16 protein-coding genes are annotated in these 19,140 nt (G+C 46.3%); 8 read left to right on the top strand and 8 right to left on the bottom strand.

The features are described from left to right. Positions 1-486: 486 nt before the first annotated feature. From COW15_RS04975 to COW15_RS04965, 3 genes are read right to left on the bottom strand one after another with little or no spacing between them, the layout of a single operon-like run. The gene (locus COW15_RS04975; RefSeq protein WP_131525581.1) at positions 487-1,212 is read right to left on the bottom strand and encodes an amino acid ABC transporter ATP-binding protein; all 726 of its coding nucleotides are present in this window, start codon (positions 1,210-1,212) and stop codon (positions 487-489) included. Beyond that, positions 1,205-1,885, bottom strand: a complete 681-nt coding sequence (locus COW15_RS04970; RefSeq protein ID WP_006082866.1) for an amino acid ABC transporter permease — start codon at positions 1,883-1,885, stop codon at positions 1,205-1,207. The genes COW15_RS04975 and COW15_RS04970 overlap by 8 nt, the downstream gene beginning before the upstream one ends. 7 nt (positions 1,886-1,892) lie before the next feature. Beyond that, positions 1,893-2,627: a basic amino acid ABC transporter substrate-binding protein gene (locus COW15_RS04965; protein WP_293630574.1), complete on the bottom strand. Its 735-nt coding sequence runs from the start codon at positions 2,625-2,627 to the stop codon at positions 1,893-1,895. A gap of 420 nt (positions 2,628-3,047) precedes the next feature. Here COW15_RS04965 and COW15_RS04960 point away from each other — a divergent pair, with 420 nt between their 5' ends. After that, entirely contained in the window at positions 3,048-3,872 is an 825-nt protein-coding gene (locus COW15_RS04960) for a hypothetical protein (protein WP_293630572.1), read from the top strand. Positions 3,873-3,947: 75 nt separating this feature from the next. Here the strand turns inward: COW15_RS04960 and COW15_RS04955 are convergent, their stop codons facing one another. Next, entirely contained in the window at positions 3,948-4,838 is an 891-nt protein-coding gene (locus COW15_RS04955) for a LysR family transcriptional regulator (protein ID WP_293630570.1), read from the bottom strand. Positions 4,839-4,961: 123 nt separating this feature from the next. Here COW15_RS04955 and COW15_RS04950 point away from each other — a divergent pair, with 123 nt between their 5' ends. From COW15_RS04950 to COW15_RS04935, 4 genes are all read left to right on the top strand, one after another. Continuing rightward, positions 4,962-5,396 carry a CidA/LrgA family protein gene (locus tag COW15_RS04950; RefSeq protein ID WP_293630568.1) on the top strand — a complete coding sequence of 145 codons (435 nt, stop codon included), beginning with the start codon at positions 4,962-4,964 and terminating at the stop codon, positions 5,394-5,396. Position 5,397: 1 nt separating this feature from the next. After that, positions 5,398-6,132, top strand: a complete 735-nt coding sequence (locus tag COW15_RS04945; RefSeq protein ID WP_293630567.1) for an LrgB family protein — start codon at positions 5,398-5,400, stop codon at positions 6,130-6,132. Between the two features lie 164 nt (positions 6,133-6,296). After that, positions 6,297-6,773 carry a GNAT family N-acetyltransferase gene (locus tag COW15_RS04940; protein ID WP_293630566.1) on the top strand — a complete coding sequence of 159 codons (477 nt, stop codon included), beginning with the start codon at positions 6,297-6,299 and terminating at the stop codon, positions 6,771-6,773. A 432-nt stretch (positions 6,774-7,205) separates the two neighbouring features. After that, positions 7,206-8,888 carry a glucan biosynthesis protein D gene (locus tag COW15_RS04935; protein WP_293630564.1) on the top strand — a complete coding sequence of 561 codons (1,683 nt, stop codon included), beginning with the start codon at positions 7,206-7,208 and terminating at the stop codon, positions 8,886-8,888. A 62-nt stretch (positions 8,889-8,950) separates the two neighbouring features. Here COW15_RS04935 and COW15_RS04930 read toward each other — a convergent pair whose 3' ends face one another. Then, positions 8,951-9,673, bottom strand: a complete 723-nt coding sequence (locus tag COW15_RS04930; protein WP_293630562.1) for a type 1 glutamine amidotransferase — start codon at positions 9,671-9,673, stop codon at positions 8,951-8,953. Between the two features lie 84 nt (positions 9,674-9,757). Between COW15_RS04930 and COW15_RS04925 the strand changes: the two genes are divergently transcribed. Together COW15_RS04925 and COW15_RS04920 are read left to right on the top strand one after the other, a co-directional pair. Next, on the top strand, positions 9,758-10,573 hold the full coding sequence (locus COW15_RS04925) for a helix-turn-helix transcriptional regulator (protein ID WP_363699894.1): 816 nt from the start codon (positions 9,758-9,760) through the stop codon (positions 10,571-10,573). Between the two features lie 213 nt (positions 10,574-10,786). Beyond that, positions 10,787-11,074, top strand: a complete 288-nt coding sequence (locus tag COW15_RS04920) for an inorganic phosphate transporter (protein ID WP_293630883.1) — start codon at positions 10,787-10,789, stop codon at positions 11,072-11,074. 130 nt (positions 11,075-11,204) lie between these two features. Here the strand turns inward: COW15_RS04920 and COW15_RS04915 are convergent, their stop codons facing one another. After that, on the bottom strand, positions 11,205-12,101 hold the full coding sequence (locus tag COW15_RS04915; RefSeq protein WP_293630882.1) for a DUF72 domain-containing protein: 897 nt from the start codon (positions 12,099-12,101) through the stop codon (positions 11,205-11,207). A 476-nt stretch (positions 12,102-12,577) separates the two neighbouring features. Between COW15_RS04915 and COW15_RS04910 the strand changes: the two genes are divergently transcribed. Further along, entirely contained in the window at positions 12,578-14,005 is a 1,428-nt protein-coding gene (locus COW15_RS04910; RefSeq protein ID WP_293630559.1) for a GGDEF domain-containing protein, read from the top strand. Positions 14,006-14,091: 86 nt separating this feature from the next. Here COW15_RS04910 and COW15_RS04905 read toward each other — a convergent pair whose 3' ends face one another. Together COW15_RS04905 and pepN are read right to left on the bottom strand one after the other, a co-directional pair. After that, a complete protein-coding gene (locus COW15_RS04905; RefSeq protein WP_293630558.1) occupies positions 14,092-15,984 on the bottom strand; it encodes a methyl-accepting chemotaxis protein in 1,893 nt (630 codons plus the stop codon). A gap of 296 nt (positions 15,985-16,280) precedes the next feature. Next, positions 16,281-18,914, bottom strand: coding sequence for an aminopeptidase N (gene pepN / locus COW15_RS04900; RefSeq protein WP_293630557.1), 2,634 nt, complete (start codon positions 18,912-18,914; stop codon positions 16,281-16,283). Positions 18,915-19,140 lie beyond the last annotated feature (226 nt).

The raw sequence follows: 19,140 nt of genomic DNA, 5'->3' as shown, positions 1-19,140 counted from the left end.
CCGCTTTTTGGCATCCATGCCATCGCGGCATTTGTGAATCCTTTCACATCAGACGGGGCGGTCGAGCATCCAGGGAGGGACTGGAACAGCGTCCCTGTTTAACTGCCAGTTCGCCGTCCATGGCTCTCGTTCATAAGTGTAGAAACCCTAGGTTTCTATTCACCGTGTCGGTGAGCGAATGCCATGGCACGCCTATAAGTCGGTGCCTGCATACAGAAAGTTCCCAACAGCTTAAGTTATAAGTCACTCAGTCGAACTATATTTTGCACTTTTTCCAACGCACTTTTGTCCAAAAGCTTGCTACGTATTTCTTTAAAACTTACAGGCTACACCGATGTTAAACAGGTGAGCCTTGGTGATTTGCGAGACGACTGGCCGCCCCATGACCGCTTTTGGGCATCCATGCCATCGCGGCATTTGTGAATCCTTTCACATCAGATGGGGCAGACCTGCCTCCAATGATGGATTTAACTGAATCCGCATTAGCTAGCGCAGTACCTTGCTTAAAAACGCTTGGGTACGGGCTTCTTTGGGGTGGCTAAATAGTTCATCGGGTGGGCTAGATTCGACCACATAACCGCCGTCCATAAAGATCACGCGATCGGATACATCCCGTGCGAAGCCCATTTCGTGGGTGACAATCACCATGGTCATGCCCTTGAGCGCTAAGTCTTTCATCACGTCTAGCACATCACCGACCATTTCAGGATCGAGCGCCGATGTTGGCTCATCGAACAGCATCAAGTCTGGTTCCATCGCTAATGCGCGGGCAATGGCGACCCTTTGCTTTTGGCCGCCCGATAGACTAGCGGGGTAGGCATTGGCTTTGTCACTTAAACCAACCTGCGCCAGTAGGTCGAGGGCTTTGGTCTCGGCCTGAGCGGGCGTCATCAGTTTTAGACTAATGGGCGCTAAGGTGATGTTTTGAATGACGGTTTTATGGGGGAACAGGTTAAAATTTTGAAACACCATGCCCACTTTCTGCCGCAGTTTATCTACGCAGGCGTTTGGCGCTGTGATCAATTGACCTTCGATCTCGATATCGCCTTGGCTTGGCTGCTCTAACAGATTGATACAGCGCAAAAAGGTACTCTTGCCACTGCCACTTGGACCGATCACGCTCACCACTTCGCCCTGATGAATATGCTCGCTAATACCCTTGAGCACTTGGTTATCGCCGAAGTTTTTATGTAGGTTGGTTATTTTAATCACTTTGTTTCAACCTCTTTTCAAATTTCGACAGCACAAATGTGAAGCTGTAGGTCAGGAATAGGTAAATAAGGGCGCAGGTAAATAAGGGCACACTGTCCTCGAAGGTACGGCTACGGATGATTTCACCGGCGCGCATTAAATCGACACCACCGATAAAGCCAATGACGGCGGTTTCCTTGAGGAGCACGATAAATTCATTACCGAGTGCGGGCAGAATATTCTTAATCGCTTGGGGCAGAATAATCGACTTCATGGTCATGGCTTGGGACAAGCCAAGCGAACGGGCCGCTTCGGTTTGACCTTTATCGACGGCTTGAATGCCTGCGCGGATTATCTCAGAAATATACGCGCCGCTATTGAGACCAAAGGCGATGATGGCGGCGGTGATTTTATCGACATCTAAGGCTGAAAGCACGATGAAGTAAAGGATCACTAATTGCACAACTACTGGGGTGCCACGGATCACGCCGACATAAAGATTGGCGGGGAAGCGGATATACCACTTAGACGACATCTTCATAAAGGTGGTGCCAATGCCTAACACTGCGCCTAATAACATGGCGAAGAAAGTGACGATTAATGTCACTTTCAAACCATTTAATATCAGCAGTATGCCTATCATGCCGTCTTCGCCAATTGGGCTGAACAGCGAGCTGTTAATTGCGTCTATCATGCTGATATCACTTTATATGGGCAGAAACGAGCGTCTGATATTGGCCGTCAGCTTTCATCTTAGTCAGTGTTTTATTGATGCTCGCCAGCAGTTCAGGCTGCTCTTTCGACACGGCGAAACCATAAAACTCAGCAGGAAAATCCAGTTTAATCATCTTTAATTCAGGATTTTTAGCCAGATAGTTAGCGGCAGGTTCGCTGTCGAATAACACTAAATCCACCTTGGCATTTTTAAGCTCCATAATGGCTTCGAAACCCGTATTAAAGGCGGTGATATTTTGGGTGTATTTCTTCGACATAATGTCAGCGGTTGTGCCTAACTGCACCGCAAAGTGTTTGCCCTTAATATCTTCAAGTGTATGAATACTATCGTTATCTTTGTTAACCAGTACCACTTGAGTCGCTTCGTAATAAGGCTCTGAGAAGTTTACGTTGGCCTGACGTTCGGCGGTAATTGTCATACCTGAGGCGATAAAATCAATCTTGCCTGAGTTGAGTGCGACGATCAGTGAATCGAACTTCATGTTTTCGACTTTGAGCATCTTGCCCGCATCTTTAGCGATTTGCTTGGCCAGATCGATATCAAAGCCTTTGATTTCATCGCCACTTTGGCCGCCAACATATTCAAAAGGAGGGAAGGCGGCATTAGTGCCAACGACTAACACGTCATCGCTTTTTCCGCATCCAGCTAACAACAAGGTGGCAGTTAAGGTCAGGCCGCCTAATAACATGGATTTTTTCATTTAAGACTCTCTTGTCGATTTGATTGTGCTGACGGCGACTATAGGCAGATGAACAGATGGTGTCAATATTTATGCTTTAAAATTGATTATAAATGCATTTTTATGTTTGGGTTTTCGTCGTGGCTTTAAAACCACCTAATGCGATAGCTTCATTTGCTATTGAATTGTTTTTAAATGGTTAGCCTGTTGTGTGTCGATAGGTTTTGACTGTAAATTTCACGCTTATGGCGCAATAATTTAAATCAGTTTCTATTCATTCATTGAGTAAAAAGGTATTTTGCGAGCCATTGACTATAAATACTTGGCCAAATTGATTATTTTATTCTCATCTTAATCATCTCTTTTAGGGGCTATGGTTATTTTAGGTATAAATTAGGCTAAGCTTTAGGCTGGATTGCATGGCAATTATTGGAGCAAAATGTGAGATATCTTAGTTTAGTGTCGCTTGTTTTTTTATTAAATTTATCCACGTCTGTGAGTGCTGAAGAGCAAACTCAATGGCATTACAGCTTAGGTATCCACGATTTTGTGGTGGATGAGGAGAACTCACACACCTTGGGTGCAAACATGAGTTTATTGATTGCACATCGAACCGCATCGAATATTCAGCTTTTGGCTTCGCTCGATGTTTTCCTCGATGTGGATGTGGATGATTTAGATCCTGACCATATTCCTATTTGGTTCAAGTCTGATTATGCGGCGATAGGTGAACTCTATCGTTTCAACCCCGAGTTTTTCTTTGGTTGGCAGGTGGATTTACAGGGCAAACGTAATACGGTTAGCTCGGTAGAAAAGCAACTTAAGTTATTTCCCGCATTAACTGCTAATTACCAAGATCAGCGGATGCAGGCTCAGTTAAAGGCGGGCGCGGGATATTACTTCATGGAGATTGATGATGATGTACCAAGAACCCGTGGTTATGATAGGGGCGATTTTGGTAATGATGGGCTAGCTTACACTGCGATGGGCAGTTTTGGCGTGGATATCACACCTCAATTACATATGAGCGCTGCGGCGCAAACTTGGCATGATGGTGATGCATGGCTTGAGGATCAATATCGATTTGACCTGACCTACCAAACGAATTTCTGGGCTGAGCATAGCCAGTGGGTGTTGAGCGTCGAACATACTCAATACAATCTTGACCACTATGCCAAGGTCGATGTGAATTCACCCGAATATCTGCCCATTTTACCCTGGGATAACGATACTCTAGTGCGTTTGAGTTTAATTGTGCCTTGGTAACCCTGATTGCCTCTAGAGGCTGGAGGCGTTTAAGGCACATTTGCGCGAGCCCGAGAACTAAGCCAAAAATTGAAACTATTTATCGGCTAAGTGTTTCTCAACCAAGGTAATCATGGCCCTGGCCGCGAAGGATAATATTTGATCTCTGCGCCAGAAGAGTGACAACTCCCAACGCAGTTCGTCACTCGCTAATGGAATATTAACCACCCCTGAGACGCTATAACGCCGCGCAATAGAGCGTGGCAGTATCATTACCCCCGTGCCCGCTGCCACTAAGGCGATACCAAAATCGGCTTGACTGACACGGGTGATATTCTGGGGAGTAAATCCCGCAAGCTGGCAGGCCGTGAGCACTAATTGGTAGAGGGTGTACTCGGTTTCGAACATGACCTGAGGCTGCTCCTTCAGATCGATAATCGACAGTATTGCTCTGGAAGCTAAAGTATTTTCCCTTGGTAGTACGACAACCATAGGATCGTTAAATATCCGAATGCCATCGTAACCCTGGTCGAAGTTGATAATCCCTGTGGCGAGTTCAATCTCACCTTTTTGGATCGCCGAGGTTTGTTCTACACCGCCACGGACGAGCAAGTGCATGTCAATTTGCGGATATTGCTGGCGATACTTGGCAATAATCGGAGCAAAAATCTCGGCGCTACCCAGCGGAGCTAACCCGAGCTTGAGTTCACCTGCGGTTAAACTGCGCTGGGCACTGAGTTCGGCCAGCATACGTTGCCGTCCGGTCAGTAATTCCTTGCCATGGCGATAAACGACTTCTCCCGCTTGGGTAAGTTTCACTTGAGTGCCGCGTTTGCCCCGCTCGAGTAGCACTAAATCGAGTTCTTCCTCTAATTGGCGTAGGGCTTTTGAGAGTGTGGGCTGAGTGAGGTGAAGTTTTTCGCTGGCCTTACCAAAACCGCCTGCATCAACGATTTCGATAAAATAGCGCAGCACCTTAAGATCCATGTTTACTCACCTTAAATACATTCTTAAAATTTATGGATTACATTCTTAATATTCATTTTTTTTATTAAATAGGCAAGCTTAAAATAACCCCATAGCAACTTTTAGTGTAAATCGAGGATCCACATGTCCTTCCTACAAGCCACAACACGTCGATGCCGTTATGGGGCTTTATTATTAACCCAAATTGGCCTGTTTTGTTTATTGTCCTTTGCCTGCCACTGGTTTGCTTCTTGGGCACATTTACCCGTGCCAGGCAGTGTATTAGGTTTAGGTATCCTACTGATTTTACTAGCGACTAAGTTGATCCCTGAGAATGCTGTGCAGCTCGGTGCCGCCTGGCTAATCGGTGAGTTATTACTGTTTTTTATTCCGCCTGTGATAACCGTTATCAAATATGAAGGACTGTTTGAGCAATATGGGGTCAATATCCTGTTTACCTTAGTCATGGGCAGCGTGTGTGTGATGGTCGGCACAGGATTTGTAGTAGATAGGGTGTTTCGCTTCGAGCGTCAGCTCAACATTAAAAAGCATGCGCGTCACCATGCTAAGGCCATTTAGGATGTTTAACCTAGATCTCAGCGCTGTGGGTTTATTCTCGTTATTGTTTTCTCAAGCAGGGCTAGCACTGCTTAGCCTATTGCTGACCCTATGCAGTTATTTTGCCGCCAAACGTTTATATCAACGCCATAGAGTCTGGTGGCTAGCACCGATAGTATTCGCCCCTGTGGTGATCACTCTATTGGTATTTAATTTAGAAATTCCCTTACCGACCTATTTTGAATATACCCATTGGTTAATGGCCATGTTGGCTCCGGCGACCATCGCCTTTGCGCTGCCGATTTACCGCGAACGCCAGTTGATCCGTCAGTATCCACTTACTCTCACTTTGGGTGTAGTTGCAGGGCTATTTTTGGGGATGATCTCGAGTTGGTTGTTAGTGAAGTTTGTGCCCCTGCCTATAGAGCTTTCGAAGAGTCTGTTCGTGCGCTCAGTATCGACGCCCTTTGCTATGGAGGCCACAGGTGCCTTTGGTGGCGTGCCAGAACTCACCGCCATGATGGTACTTATCACTGGGATTATCGGTATGTTAGTGTGTGAACCTTTATTTAAACTGATGCACATTCGAACCTCCTTAGGCAAAGGTGTTGCGCTGGGTGCCTCTGCCCACGGTGCGGGTGCTGCCAAGGCCAGTGAGTTAGGTCAGCAGGAAGGCGTGATTGCGAGCTTAACTATGATTTTTATTGGTATTGCTATGGTGCTGGGCGCACCGGTTTTTGCAGTGATTTTTAGCTAGCTTGAGTTAGCCATCTTAACGTTAGTTTGATTTTATTACCTTGAAATGATTTTGTTTTGCCTCTTAGGGCGCTAACCTCTGCTTGGGTTATGCGCCCATTTTTTTATCTAGCCATTTATTCGCTAGTAGCACTGTAACGCAATTTAATCGAGTAGAGACCTATGATGGACAAGAAGGCAAGCAAGTTGAATGTGAGTTTACGACCGATAACCCAAAGCGATCTCGAGGTGATCTTTACTCATCAAATAGATCCCGTTGCTTGCCAATTAGCGCAATTTCCACCACGGGATCGGGAGTCATTTTACCGTCATTGGCAGCAAAATATTCTCGGGCAGGAGGCCGTGCTTGCAAGGGGAATAGAAGTCGATGGTCAGCTTGTTGGCAATATTGGCCATTGGCATGCGGATGGGCAGGCACTCATTGGCTACTGGATTGACCGTGCATTCTGGGGGCGCGGTGTTGCAACCCTGACCTTGTACGCATTTTTGCCTTTAGTCGAATCAAGACCACTTTTTGCCCATGTAGCTCAGCATAATTTGGCTTCTCAGCGGGTGTTGCTGCGCCATGGATTTGCAAAGACGGGCGTGTTAATTCAAGAAGAGGGGGATACTGCTCCACTAATTGAATTTAGGTTGAAATAAAGCTTATAAAATGAAAGGCAGCCAAACACGGGCAGGACTGGTGGTTATCAAGCGGATTGAACCTGATTTTAAAGCTAATTCTTACCCTTATTACTCTCTTGCCATTCGCTGGGATGAATTAACTCGTGTGAGCTTAATATACAAGCCATAAACAGCCTATATACAATCCATTAGCTATTGTTAGTGAGCCCATCGCAAATAGCCGTTTTGGGCCGAGAATGTTAATACTATTTTCATAAACTGGCGTCAGTATTGAATATTGTCATCGAGCCATATTCCATTGTATCGAAATTATGTTAGATTCTGGCGAACTGATGGAGATAGAGGTATGTTTATCACTGTCATCAACAGTTCTCCACAGGGCAGTTACTGCAATTAAAGCTAAAATTTGCAGAGAAGTGTCAGGAAGTTACACCAATTCAGAGTCTGCTTATGCAACCCAATTTATTTCCCGAACAAAGAAATGTTAACCGTGGAACTAGGCTGATACCCTCGTCGGTTGAAGCCAAATCTTACCGCGGTCGCCTACAACGTATGGTTGGCAGTGTGTTGCTGACCTGCAGCGTATTACTGAGTCTCTCTGCCTGTGCGGCTAGCAAGGCTAACACGCCGCAAGAGGGTGAAGCATTTAGCTACGCTTGGTTAAAAGGCTATGCCCATACGCTGGCGTCAGAGTCCTATGTCAGCCATAAAGGCGAATTGCCAAAGAGCTTACAGGGCATGAGCTGGGATGATTACCAGCAATTCCATTATAAGAAAAAGGCCGCCATGTGGCGTGAGGATGATTCGGAGTTTCGCGCCGAGCTGTTTCACTTAGGCCTTTATTTTGATACACCAGTTCACATCTATGAGCTTGATGGGGGAAAGGCGGAGCTTATCGAATATTCCCCCTCGATGTTTGATTATGGCAAATCTAAAGTGAAGGGCAGTCAGATGCCAAAGGACCTAGGTTTTGCTGGCTTTAGAATGCAGTTTAATACTGACTGGCAACGCGACGTAGTCGCCTTTTTAGGGGCGAGCTATTTCCGTGCGGTAGGCCAAGAAATGCAATATGGTCTTTCTGCCCGTGGTTTAGCGATAGATACAGCATTACCGAAACCTGAAGAGTTTCCAATGTTTACCCACTTCTGGTTAGAGAAGCCACAACCTGGTTCTAACATTGCGACTGTGTATGCTTTGCTTGATTCACCGAGTGTGACAGGGGCTTATCGTTTCGATATCGAGCCGGGTGAGCGTTTAAAAATGAAGGTCGATGTGGCGATTTATCCACGTAAAGCCATCGAGCGTTTAGGGGTTGCACCGCTAACGAGTATGTATATGGTCGGTGAAAATGATCGCCGCACCGGTTACGACTGGCGTCAAGAGATCCATGATACCGATGGCTTAGCCATGCACACGGGCAATGGTGAATGGATTTGGCGTCCGCTAGCTAACCCAAGTAACTTACGTTTTAATGCCTATAGCGATGAAAATCCAAAGGGGTTTGGTTTACTGCAGCGGGATCGTAACTTCGATCATTATCAGGATGACGGTGTTTTCTATGAAAAACGTCCGAGCCTGTGGATCGAACCAACGGGGAACTGGGGTAAAGGTTCGGTACAGTTAGTGGAAATTCCAACCCTAGATGAAACCTTCGATAACATAGTGGCCTTCTGGAATCCTGCTGAGCCCATCCTGCCCGGTCAAGAATTGCTCTATAGCTACAACATGTACTGGGGCGGAATTCCACCCGTTCAGTCGCCACGCGCCCGTGTAGTGGATACGTTCACTGGCCTAGGTGGTGTGGTTGGCCAAAAACGTAAGTACTATAGCAAGCGTTTTGTGATTGATTTTGCTGGTGGTTCTTTACCTATGTTAGGCAAAGATACCCAAGTGAAGGCGGTGATCAGCACCTCCCAAGGCCGTGTGGAAATTGAGTCTGCCCGTCCTCTCGCATCGATCAATGGTTATCGTGCCATGTTTGATATTGTGCCTCCAGAAGACAGCCTAGAGCCGATAAACCTGCGAGTGTACTTGGAGGTTGAGGGACAGCCACTTACTGAAACTTGGATGTACCAGTGGACTCCGCCACCAATGGATGACCGCGAATTGCACAATGCGGGTCATCTGCAATAAGCGATTCGTGAGCCATTAACCAAAAACGCCAGCTAATTTAAGCTGGCGTTTTTGTTTTGGCTTTATTTTTGTACGGCTTGATAGGCTAAGACTAGATTATCTAGAAAATGCCCCAGCAACTGATTCATTCGAGTCGTTGATTGTCCCAAAATGAACTCTGGGTTTTGAATATATGGCATTTTCTGTGTGCTAGAAAAAGCCTGTTCTTGGGTAATTAGTGGCGTTAATTGGCTACTGATAAATTCAAGATGGCATTGAAATCCAAAGACTATATGTGTGTAACGTACAATTTGCCGTGGGCAAGCTTCACTTGTGGCGAGCACTTCGCAATCGGGAGTGAGGCCTGGCATATCGTTATGCCAGTGACCGACCACTTCAGTTGTCGAAAATGACTTAAGGTTAACATCACTTTTTCCTGCCGCCGTTAGCTCTATGGGAAAGTAACCAATCTCGGTATGTGGGCTCTTTTGATAACAGGCACCTAATGCCTCGCCGATTAACTGTGCCCCAAGACAAACCCCCACAACGGCTTTATTTTTTTGGATAGCTTGTCTGATAAACCTTTGTTCTGCTTGGCTATCAAAATATGAACAATCACTTTGGCATGTTGCGGGAGACTGGGGGCCGCCGAGGATAATTAATAGATCAAAACCATCACTATTGTCGGGTAAAGCTTCACCTAGATAGATTCTGCTAAAGCTCATACTGTAGTTTTTGCTTGCGGCCCAATCGCTAAAATAGCCTGGACCTTCATAGCTTTCATGGATAATGCAATGAATGCGCATCGAGTTTTCCTGTGTCTTTTATGGGATAACACTATGCTACAATCCTTTTTATTTGGCTGAATAACGTTATATGGACAAGTAATGATGCTAAGTCGCCAACTCGATTCGATTAATGCCATAATTGAGCAAGCGCCTAATATGCCTTCCTTTATAAAAACGATTGAGATGCAGAAGGGTTATGTGGATGTTTTACACCAGCACTGTTGGCATCAGCTTATTTTTCCGCTCCAAGGCCTGTTACAGACAGAGGCAAATGGGGCACTGTTTTTGGTCCCCCATACCACAGCGCTTTTTGTGCCTGCAGGTGTCATGCATGAGTCTGTTGCTATTACAGATACCTGCTTTATTGGCGTCTATTTGAATCCTATCTATGGTCGAGATTATGGCGCCACGATTAAACCCGTCGCTATGAGTACTTTTCTAAGGGAGTTAGTGTTAACGCTCAGAAAACAATGTGCTTTTAATACCCCAATGAATATTGAGCCAATGGTTCAAGCGCCAATACTGCGTTTGCTTGAGGTGTTATACGATCAAATTAAAAGTGCGGAAGGACAGACGTTTAAGTTACTGATACCGCAAGATAGGCGCCTAAAACAGATTTTTGAGCATTTAACCCAAACGCCAGCTTTAGATTTCTCTTTAGCGAAATGGGGTGAGATGGTTGGGGCATCGGAACGAACATTGTCGAGGTTATTTGTGAGGGAGTTTGGTTCTTCATTTGTATTATGGCGTCAACATTTGCGGCTGATCTATTCGCTGTCGTTATTGGCCACTGACCTATCAATACAGAATGTGGCCCACCAAATCGGTTATCAAAATGATTCATCCTATATCAAAGCCTTCAAGGAGCGTTTTGGGATGACGCCACAGCGATTTCGATTAGGCGATCATGGGGTATAGCTCAGTTACGACTTATGATAACGATCACTCTATTTAAATGGATTTTTTACACGTAAAATCAATGTGTTACATGCTTTTTAAGGTTATTCATATAGTTAAATAAAATGAAGCCTGTGTTAATTGTAAGCATGCTACTGAGTTATTGAGGGCTAATTCACTTTTTGACAATCTAAATAATTTTTCACTGTAAAAGAGGTTAAATATAGGCGTAATCTGTGGGCGTTATTGCTATTGGTATTTGCGACAGTGCTGGGCTGCGGTACGTTAGTGGGCTGGCGGCGGATTGTGCATACCGTTGGGGGAAAAATTGGTTCATCGAGTATGACTTATGGCCAAGGTATTGCCGCACAGGTCACAGCGGCCGTATCGATTGGGATTGCTAGTGTGACGGGCATGCCAGTATCGACGACTCATATTCTATCTTCAGCCGTTGCGGGCACTATGGTGGCTAATCGTTCAGGGCTTCAGATCCAAACACTCAAGCAAATCATGCTCACATAGCCAAGCTCCCGATGAGGTTGCTGCTTTTGTTGCGCAGCTCGCCAAACTTGGTGGGGCTCGGATTAATATTGAGGATGGCAGTGCAGGTGTTGCTGATATGGTGGCAAAAATTAAAGCTATTCGCGCCGTTTTACCAAGAAAGTCCCATCTGTGTACTTGTCTCCTCTGGTTTCTTTTCAAGCAGACTTGGCTCAGGGAGATCAATGTGCGCTGCAATCTGCTCCCGCAGCTTTTGATATAGGCGAATGGCAAGTTCTGGCGCGGTTTGATTATCGGGAGTATGGATAAAAAGATAGGGCTCGCGGCCTTCGATGAGCCAGAGCGGCAGTTGCTTCAGCCAATTGGCAAAGAAGGCATCATTATTCTTAGGTAGTCCCGCGGTTTCCGTTTGAGTGGGCCCAGGCTCTGTCACATCGGTTTGTCCAATAAAACGCACTACGGGTGTATTCGCTGTGGCAATAGGATGTACAGGTAGCCGTGGTTTTTTCTTATGGGCATCGATGATCGCTTCATTACTGGGTGGTAGAGCAAATAATGGACGGCTATCCATAATGATACGATTGATCGCTTTATCTATGAGTAGTCGATTTAGTGCTCGTTCAGCATCACCCTTAGCAAAAAAAGCGGGGTGTCTCACTTCGACGCCGTAGTTGAGTCCCTGGGGGACTTGGTCCAAAAACTGTTTAAGTACAGGTAATTGTTCCGGCCCGAAGTGAGCGGGTAACTGTATTTTCCAAACGCCCGTTTTCTCTATGAGTGGCGTCATTACCCGAAAAAAATCATTGAGTTCTTGTCCGCAAAGTAAAAGCTGCTTTTGGTGGGTAATGGTCTGTGGCAGCTTAAAGGTAAAACGAAAACTATCTGGGGTAGCGCTGTGCCAATTCAATACGGTTTGTTGGCTCGGTGTCGCGTAGAAACTGGTGTTACCTTCAACAGTATTAAAAATGTCGGCATAGCGGGCAAGTCGATCGGCCTGTTTGGTTTCACGGCCATAAATACTGCCTTGCCAATGTGGATGCGACCACATGGCTAGCCCAAGACGTAGACTTCCGTGACGGCGTGAAGGCGGTACGAGTGGATTCAAATAGACATTCCTTTCACAATACTGTGGGTTTATTCCAGTATGATTTGCTCAACTAGAAATTGACCGCTATTGTGCCTATGTCACTATAGAGGCGTCAAATCTGCAGAGGCGTCACATCTGTTGTAATTGCCTGTGTTGGGTCGATTGTATACTCAATTATCATGGATAAATTAATGGCCTCGAAACGCCTATTCATGGGTGTTGATGATGGATCGACGCTAAAAATTATCCTACTCTAATAGTGTGTTATTGTAGGCTTAGCATGCCCAATGGTTCGAAACGAACCCATCTTTACGGTATGATGTTTTGTTAGTGGTTGCGTAGAGAGTGATTGAGTTTAAGTACAGTGCTAAGGTTGATTTTTATATGTTGGCCTGTTTGCATTGCTTTTTGGCAATGGATCTTGAGTGGAGAACCGCGTGAACAATGATGGTTACACATCCCTAAGTCATTTTATCGATCTTCTTTTGGATGCGATTTGTGTCGTCGATAAAACGGGACGGTTTGAGTTTGTTAGCGCGGGCGCCGAGCGTATTTTTGGTTATACCCCAGAAGAAATGATTGGCATGCAGATGTTAGATCTCGTGTTGCCTGAAGATCGGGAGCGCACCTTAGCGACGGCGCAGGAGATCATGGCGGGGCGTTTTAAGGTGGATTTTGAGAACCGATACGTCCGTAAAGATGGCTCAGTTGTGGATATTCTCTGGTCTGCACGCTGGTCTGAGGCCTACCAACAACGCGTCGCCGTTGCCCGTGATATCACTAAGAGTAAGAATGCTGAGCGTAGGCAGTCGGCCCTGTACGAGATCTCAGAGGCTGTACATGTCGCAGAGGATTTACTCGCACTCTATAGTCGCCTTCATCAAATTATGGCGAAACTCTTACCTGCGGCTAATTTTGCCATTGCACTCTATGATCAAGATTTAAATGAATTAAGCTTCCCTTACCGTGTCTTTTCCGAAGAGAATGCGGATGTCGACATCGCAAGTTTTAGCGTTTTCACTGAACAAGTGATCCACAGTGCCGAGTCTTTACTGTTATGTCCTCTCACGTTAAGTGGGAAGGCCAGCGCCGCAGAGTGTGAGCCTGATAGTTGCAATATGAGTTGGCTTGGCGTACCGCTTAAGTTACAAAAAGGAGTGATTGGCGCACTGGTGATGCATAGCGATCCAAGGTCAGCCTCCTATGCCCAACAAGATCGTGAGCTAGTCGAATTTGTTTCGACTCAAATTGCGTTTGCCATTGAACGTCGGCAGATGTTGGCTCGTTTAGAGCATATTGCTCTGTACGATCAGTTAACCCATTTACCAAACCGCGAGCTGTTTTACGACAGATTTCAGAAGGCATTGACTCGGGCCCACCGAGAATCAAGCTACTTCTCCTTGCTTTACTTAGATTTAGATAAGTTTAAATGGGTGAACGATACCTATGGACACAACGTGGGCGATCTATTATTGCAGATTACCGCCCAGCGTATTCTCAGTTGTGTGAGGGAATCGGATACTGTGGCGCGTTTTGGTGGCGATGAATTTGTTATCTTGCTCGAACGAGTGGATTCGGCTCAAAATACGCTATTAGTCGCGCAGAAAGTATTGCAAATGCTAAATCAACCATTTGAGCTCGCCGATCAGCAGATCCATATTTTGCCAAGCATAGGTATTGCCTTATATCCAGAGCACGGCTTGGATGAGAAACAATTACTTTCCTGTGCCGATGCCGCTATGTATAAGGCGAAAAAGAGTGGTGGAAACCGTATTGAGATGGGCTACCAAGGTTTAAGAACGGTGCAGGTTCAATCTTTACCCCACCTCGAAGTGCAATTAATGGATGCTAAAAAAATGATGTAACTTCAGCATCAATAAAATGCCCGATAATGTTAGGTTATCGGGCATTTTTATTTATAGCTGATCATCAATTGATGGTTAACCTAGCATTACAGCTTAAAGCGGTTGACCTCCTGTTGCAGTGACGCCGCTAAATGGGCGAGTTCCTGAGCCTGTACCATAGACGTTTGGGCTTCGATAGAGAGATTTTCAGAAACCTCACGGATGGACTCGGTGTTACGGTTGATTTCGCTGGTGACTGAAGTTTGCTCCTCCGCTGCGGTAGCAATTTGGCTTGCCATATCCGAAATATCATTAATAGCTTTGCTGATTTGCAATAGACTCTCACTGGCAGAATGGGCATCGGCGACACTGGTTTCAGCCATTGCGTGACTCTGAGTCATAGACTTAACCGCTTTGCCTGCCGTTTGTTGTAGGGTCTCGATCATGGCTTGAATTTCTTGGGTCGATGAATGGGTGCGTTGCGACAATACGCGCACTTCGTCGGCAACGACCGCAAAGCCTCGACCCTGTTCGCCGGCGCGAGCGGCTTCGATAGCTGCGTTTAAGGCCAGTAGATTGGTCTGCTCGGCAATGCCGCTGATGGTCAGCAGAATACTGTTGATCTTCTGCGAGTGTTCGTTGAGTTCACCGATAATACGGCCAGCGGTTTCCACTTCATTGGCTAAATTACGAATGGATTGCTGGCTTTGCATAACTTGCTTTTGTCCGTGATTTGAAAGGCCTACTGCATTTTGTGCCGTCTGCGCCGTGTGCTCGGCATTGCTGGCAATTTCTTCAGTCGCACTGGCCATTTCGGTGACTGCTGTGGCAACCATAGTCACTTCATCCTGTTGTACTTCAATACGTTGGCTGTTATCGGTTGCCGAAGCGCTGCTGCCTTTCGCTTGGTATTCGAGTTGGCCTGCGATTTTGTGCATGCGTGAAATCATACCGTGGAGACGTTCGACAAAGCGGTTAAAACCCGAGGCCAACATGCCTATTTCATCGTGGTGATTGGCGGTATGAATACGTACCGTTAAATCACCATCCCCCTCGGCAATATCATTGAGTGCTTGGGCAACGCGCTCCAGATCTCTAAATTGGATTTTGAAAATGGCAACCAAAATCAAACCAAAAAGGAACAACAGCGCGGCACCAACGGCGGACATCCACCATGCCAAATTAGTCGCTTGGGACATGATTTCCTGTTTATCCATAACGAAAATGAGCGCCCAGTCAGTTGAGGGAACGGCAGCGACATAGATTAATTTCGTCGTACCATCGAGGTCTCGCTCCTCCATGGTATTAGCGTTAGCGTGTTGGGATAGCCAGCTAGTGGTGAAGTCGCCGTCAATACTATTGAGTTGCTGGTTATTGAGCTGGCTATTGGGGTGGCTGATGATAAGGCCTGCTCTATCAACCATTAAAGTATAACCTTTGCCCGGTACCTGAAGGCGCTGCACCGCATCGGTTAGCTGATCTATGGTTAAATTTGCCGCAGCCACTCCCAAGAGTTGCCCTGATACCATCACTGGCTCTGCTATGGTAACGACTTGTTTCTTTAAGGTCGCACTGACGTAAGGCGCCGTCATTATCATCGCATTGGCGGCCTTAGCATCCATATACCAAGGGCGCACCCTAGGGTCATAGTTCGCTGTATTGAGTGAGGGATCTTGACGGTACATATTGCCTTGCTCATCACCGAAATACGTCAGAGCAAAACCCATAGTATTGTGGGCCTGGAGCAAATACGGCGTCACTTGTACTGTAGGTTCTGCCTCTATGGTCTTTTTGAGGCTAGTGATAGCGTTTTTTCGGTCTTGCATCCATAGGCCAATACCTTGAGCAAAGGTATTGGCAAGCTGATCAATTTCATGTTGGGTATTTTCTAATGCATTATTTCTGATGAAATAGCTGGAGATGCTGACCAAAACCGCAACGGTAATAAGTACGGCCATGAGACTGCTTAATAATAAGCGGGTTTTGAGAGTGGATCGCATTATCTATTCCTTTATATTCCGTTAGCGCACTAAAGTTACTTTAGTATAGCGGCTGTAGGCTATAAAACAGGGCGAGGCCATCATTATTTTAATTAATTTAGGGGTTTACCTCATTATTTACCGTTTGCATAACGGTTTGATATTCATAAATAATGGGACAAAATATTATGAGGTTCTATTTAAATGGTTCACAAATGCTGTGGCTAAATAAAGGCGTGATTTTGTAGTCTGTTGCTTTCCTACGGACATAAAAATGGGCTCCTGTGAGCCCCTTAACGTAATTTTTCACATTAAGATCAATGGGTCATTTTATTCTTGATCAACACGCAACGCTGCTCCGCTTGGCGGGTTTCGAGCAGGGCACGGCGTCCAAGATTAGATAGCCCAGTCTGACTATCTAGCACTTTATCCAATGCGGCAATACTCGTGTAGTTACAGTCGGTTGGGATTAAGTTTTTGCTATAGCTACGCATAAACACTGGCCCCTTTTTATCCATATCCACTAAGCTGGCTAAGCGCTCTTCTGCGGTTGCGGCATTCAATAGTTTTTGCTCGGCGGGGTATAAATGCTCCATCACAATTCGCTGCTTCGCAAATGGCAGGGTGTCTGAATGAACTTTACTCAACCAGCGACGTTTAGCCGCGGCTTCGGGGCGGATAACCTGAGCCGCGAGGGCCGCTTTTTCACCCGAATCCGAGTTATCCTTTGCCGCTTCTTTGGTTAAACGTTGCTGCGCATTCGGAAAATCATAACGATTGAGTTGGGTAATGATGCTCCAGCGTAGATCTTGATCTAGCGTTAGCCCCTTGATTTTTGAGGTGCCATCTAAAAGCTGCGCGAGGTGGCGCAGACTGTCACGATCGCTTGCTAGCTGTATATAGGCGTTAAACCAACGGCGCTGGAAGTCACTATCATCTTTACTTTCCATGGTCTTTCTTAGGCTCATCTGTGCTAGCCCTTTAACCGCATTCTCGGCATAGTTTTGCTGGATAGGGGCGATTTGTGCTAAGTATTCCTTTGAGCGCAGCAGGCTTGAGATAATTTGGCCGACGATAGTGTAATCCGTCTCCGCAGGAGCGTTGACAAACACTGTGCTCAGGTATTGATCTAAGCTCAAGTTACCTTCGCGCACGCTATCCCACAGACTTTGCCACAGCATTGAACGCAGCAAAGGATCCGACACATTACTGAGTTGTTGCTTGGCCGTCGTAAAGGACTTGTCATCTAACTCTACTTTTACAAAACCCCAGTCATCAAAGTTTGGATACACTAAATCCGGGCAACGCTCACCAACCAATTGTTTGACTTCGGTGCGTTCACCCTTATAAGTCACTGGCACTGTGATGTCATTTCTTAAATCGAAACGGCCCTGGGTGAATAGGGCTATCTGCACCTTTTGTTCGCGCAGTGTCGGCAGATCTGTACTTGCGGGGAGCTGCAATAGGCTAAACTCGCTGATGCGATTACCTTCACAGCGATATTCTGCTTTAATGGTGTTAACCCCTGCGCTGTAGAGCCATTCCTGAGTCCATACCTTTAAGTCACGCCCAGCGGCTTGGCCCAAGCTATTGATAAAATCGTCTAGTTCGGCATTTTGATAGCTGTACTGTTTTAAGTAATTGCTGACACCGCGGCGGAACACCATATCGCCTAGCAAGTGGCGCAGTTGTTTCAGTGTCGAGGCTCCCTTTTGATAGGTAATAGCATCGATATTATCGAAGGCATTTTGCGTCGTTGTGACGGGGACTTCAATCGGGTGAGTGGTGACTAAACTGTCCTGTTCATAGGCTCTTTGCTTGCCTTGGGCATAAAAACTGCGCCAGGCATTGGTAAATTCGGTGGCTTCTTGGGTTGCAAGGGTTCCCATAAAAGAAGCAAAGCTTTCATTGAGCCACAGGCCGTTCCACCATTTCATAGTGACGAGATCGCCAAACCATTGGTGCGCCATTTCATGCATGATAACGCCTGCGAGGCTTTGTTTTTGCTCCGCCGTCATGGCCGCTTTATGGAGGAAATGATCCTCAGCAAAGGTCACTGCGCCCGCATTTTCCATCGCGCCATAGAGAAAGTCAGGCACCAGAATTTGATCGTACTTTTTAAAGGGATAAGGGATGCCAAAATAGTTATCAAAGAAGGTTAAACCTTGCTTTGTATAGGTAAACCAATCCTGGGGTGTTACTTGGCTGGCGACGGACTCCCGCGCGAATAAGCGCATTGGATAGCGGCCGGAATTATCCTGCCACATATGGTAAGGCCCCGCATGCATAGAGAAGTTATAGGGACTCAACTTAGGCGTTTGTGGAAACTCCCAGCGATTAAAAGCCCCCACAGCGGTGATATTGGTTTCACGCATCGCACTGATCACTTGCCAGTCCTTTGGGGCCGTTACCGTAATTTGGTAGTTGGCCTTAATATCAGGTTGGTCAAATACGGCAAACATCTGCTGCGCGGCGGCGGGTTCGAAGTGGGAATAGAGGTACACTTTGCCATCGACGGGATCTTGGAAACGGTGCAAGCCCTCACCATTGGTGCTGTGGGCACGGGTAAACAGCACTTCGACCGTGTTTTCCCCCGAGGTCAGTAAACGGGTATTTAAGCTGATATAGGCGCCATTATAGTTAGGGTAAACGGCGGTACCATTGATCATAAAGCGCTTTATCTGTGCTTTATTTAAATCTAAGCTCAGTTGTTTTGGTACTTCACTTAAGTTGAAGGTCACCTTAGTGCTCGCCGTGAACTCGGCTTCGCCCGTCAGTTGAAAATCCAGTGCATAGTGGACGTCGGAAACGAATTGGGAGCGCAGACTCGCCTGATATTGGCTGATATAAGGGCTCGCATCCCGCGGCCCAGTATTGAGCGTACTTTGGGTTGCACATGATATTAATGCGGAGCAGGTTAGGGCGATCAGGCTAGCTTTAAACAAGTTCACAACTTAAATCCTTCAACGATTTGTTATCTTTTCTGCGCGGATATTGGCATTCATCTAGCCGTTGGCTGACCGTGCTGGCCTCACCCCAAGGTTAGAACTGCGCCCAATTGTGGCATCATTGCAGTGTATTTTGGGGCAGTACACTACCTTATTTACCTGGGATAACCAATGTTAAAAATGTAAAAAAAAGCCAGCAATGATGCTGGCTTCTACGGGGCGATGGGGC

It is taken from the genome of Shewanella sp. CG12_big_fil_rev_8_21_14_0_65_47_15, assembly GCF_002783505.1.
In the GTDB taxonomy this organism is placed as follows: domain Bacteria; phylum Pseudomonadota; class Gammaproteobacteria; order Enterobacterales; family Shewanellaceae; genus Shewanella.
Note: the sequence above shows the minus strand (reverse complement) of the source record. Positions and strands in the feature narration are given on the sequence as shown.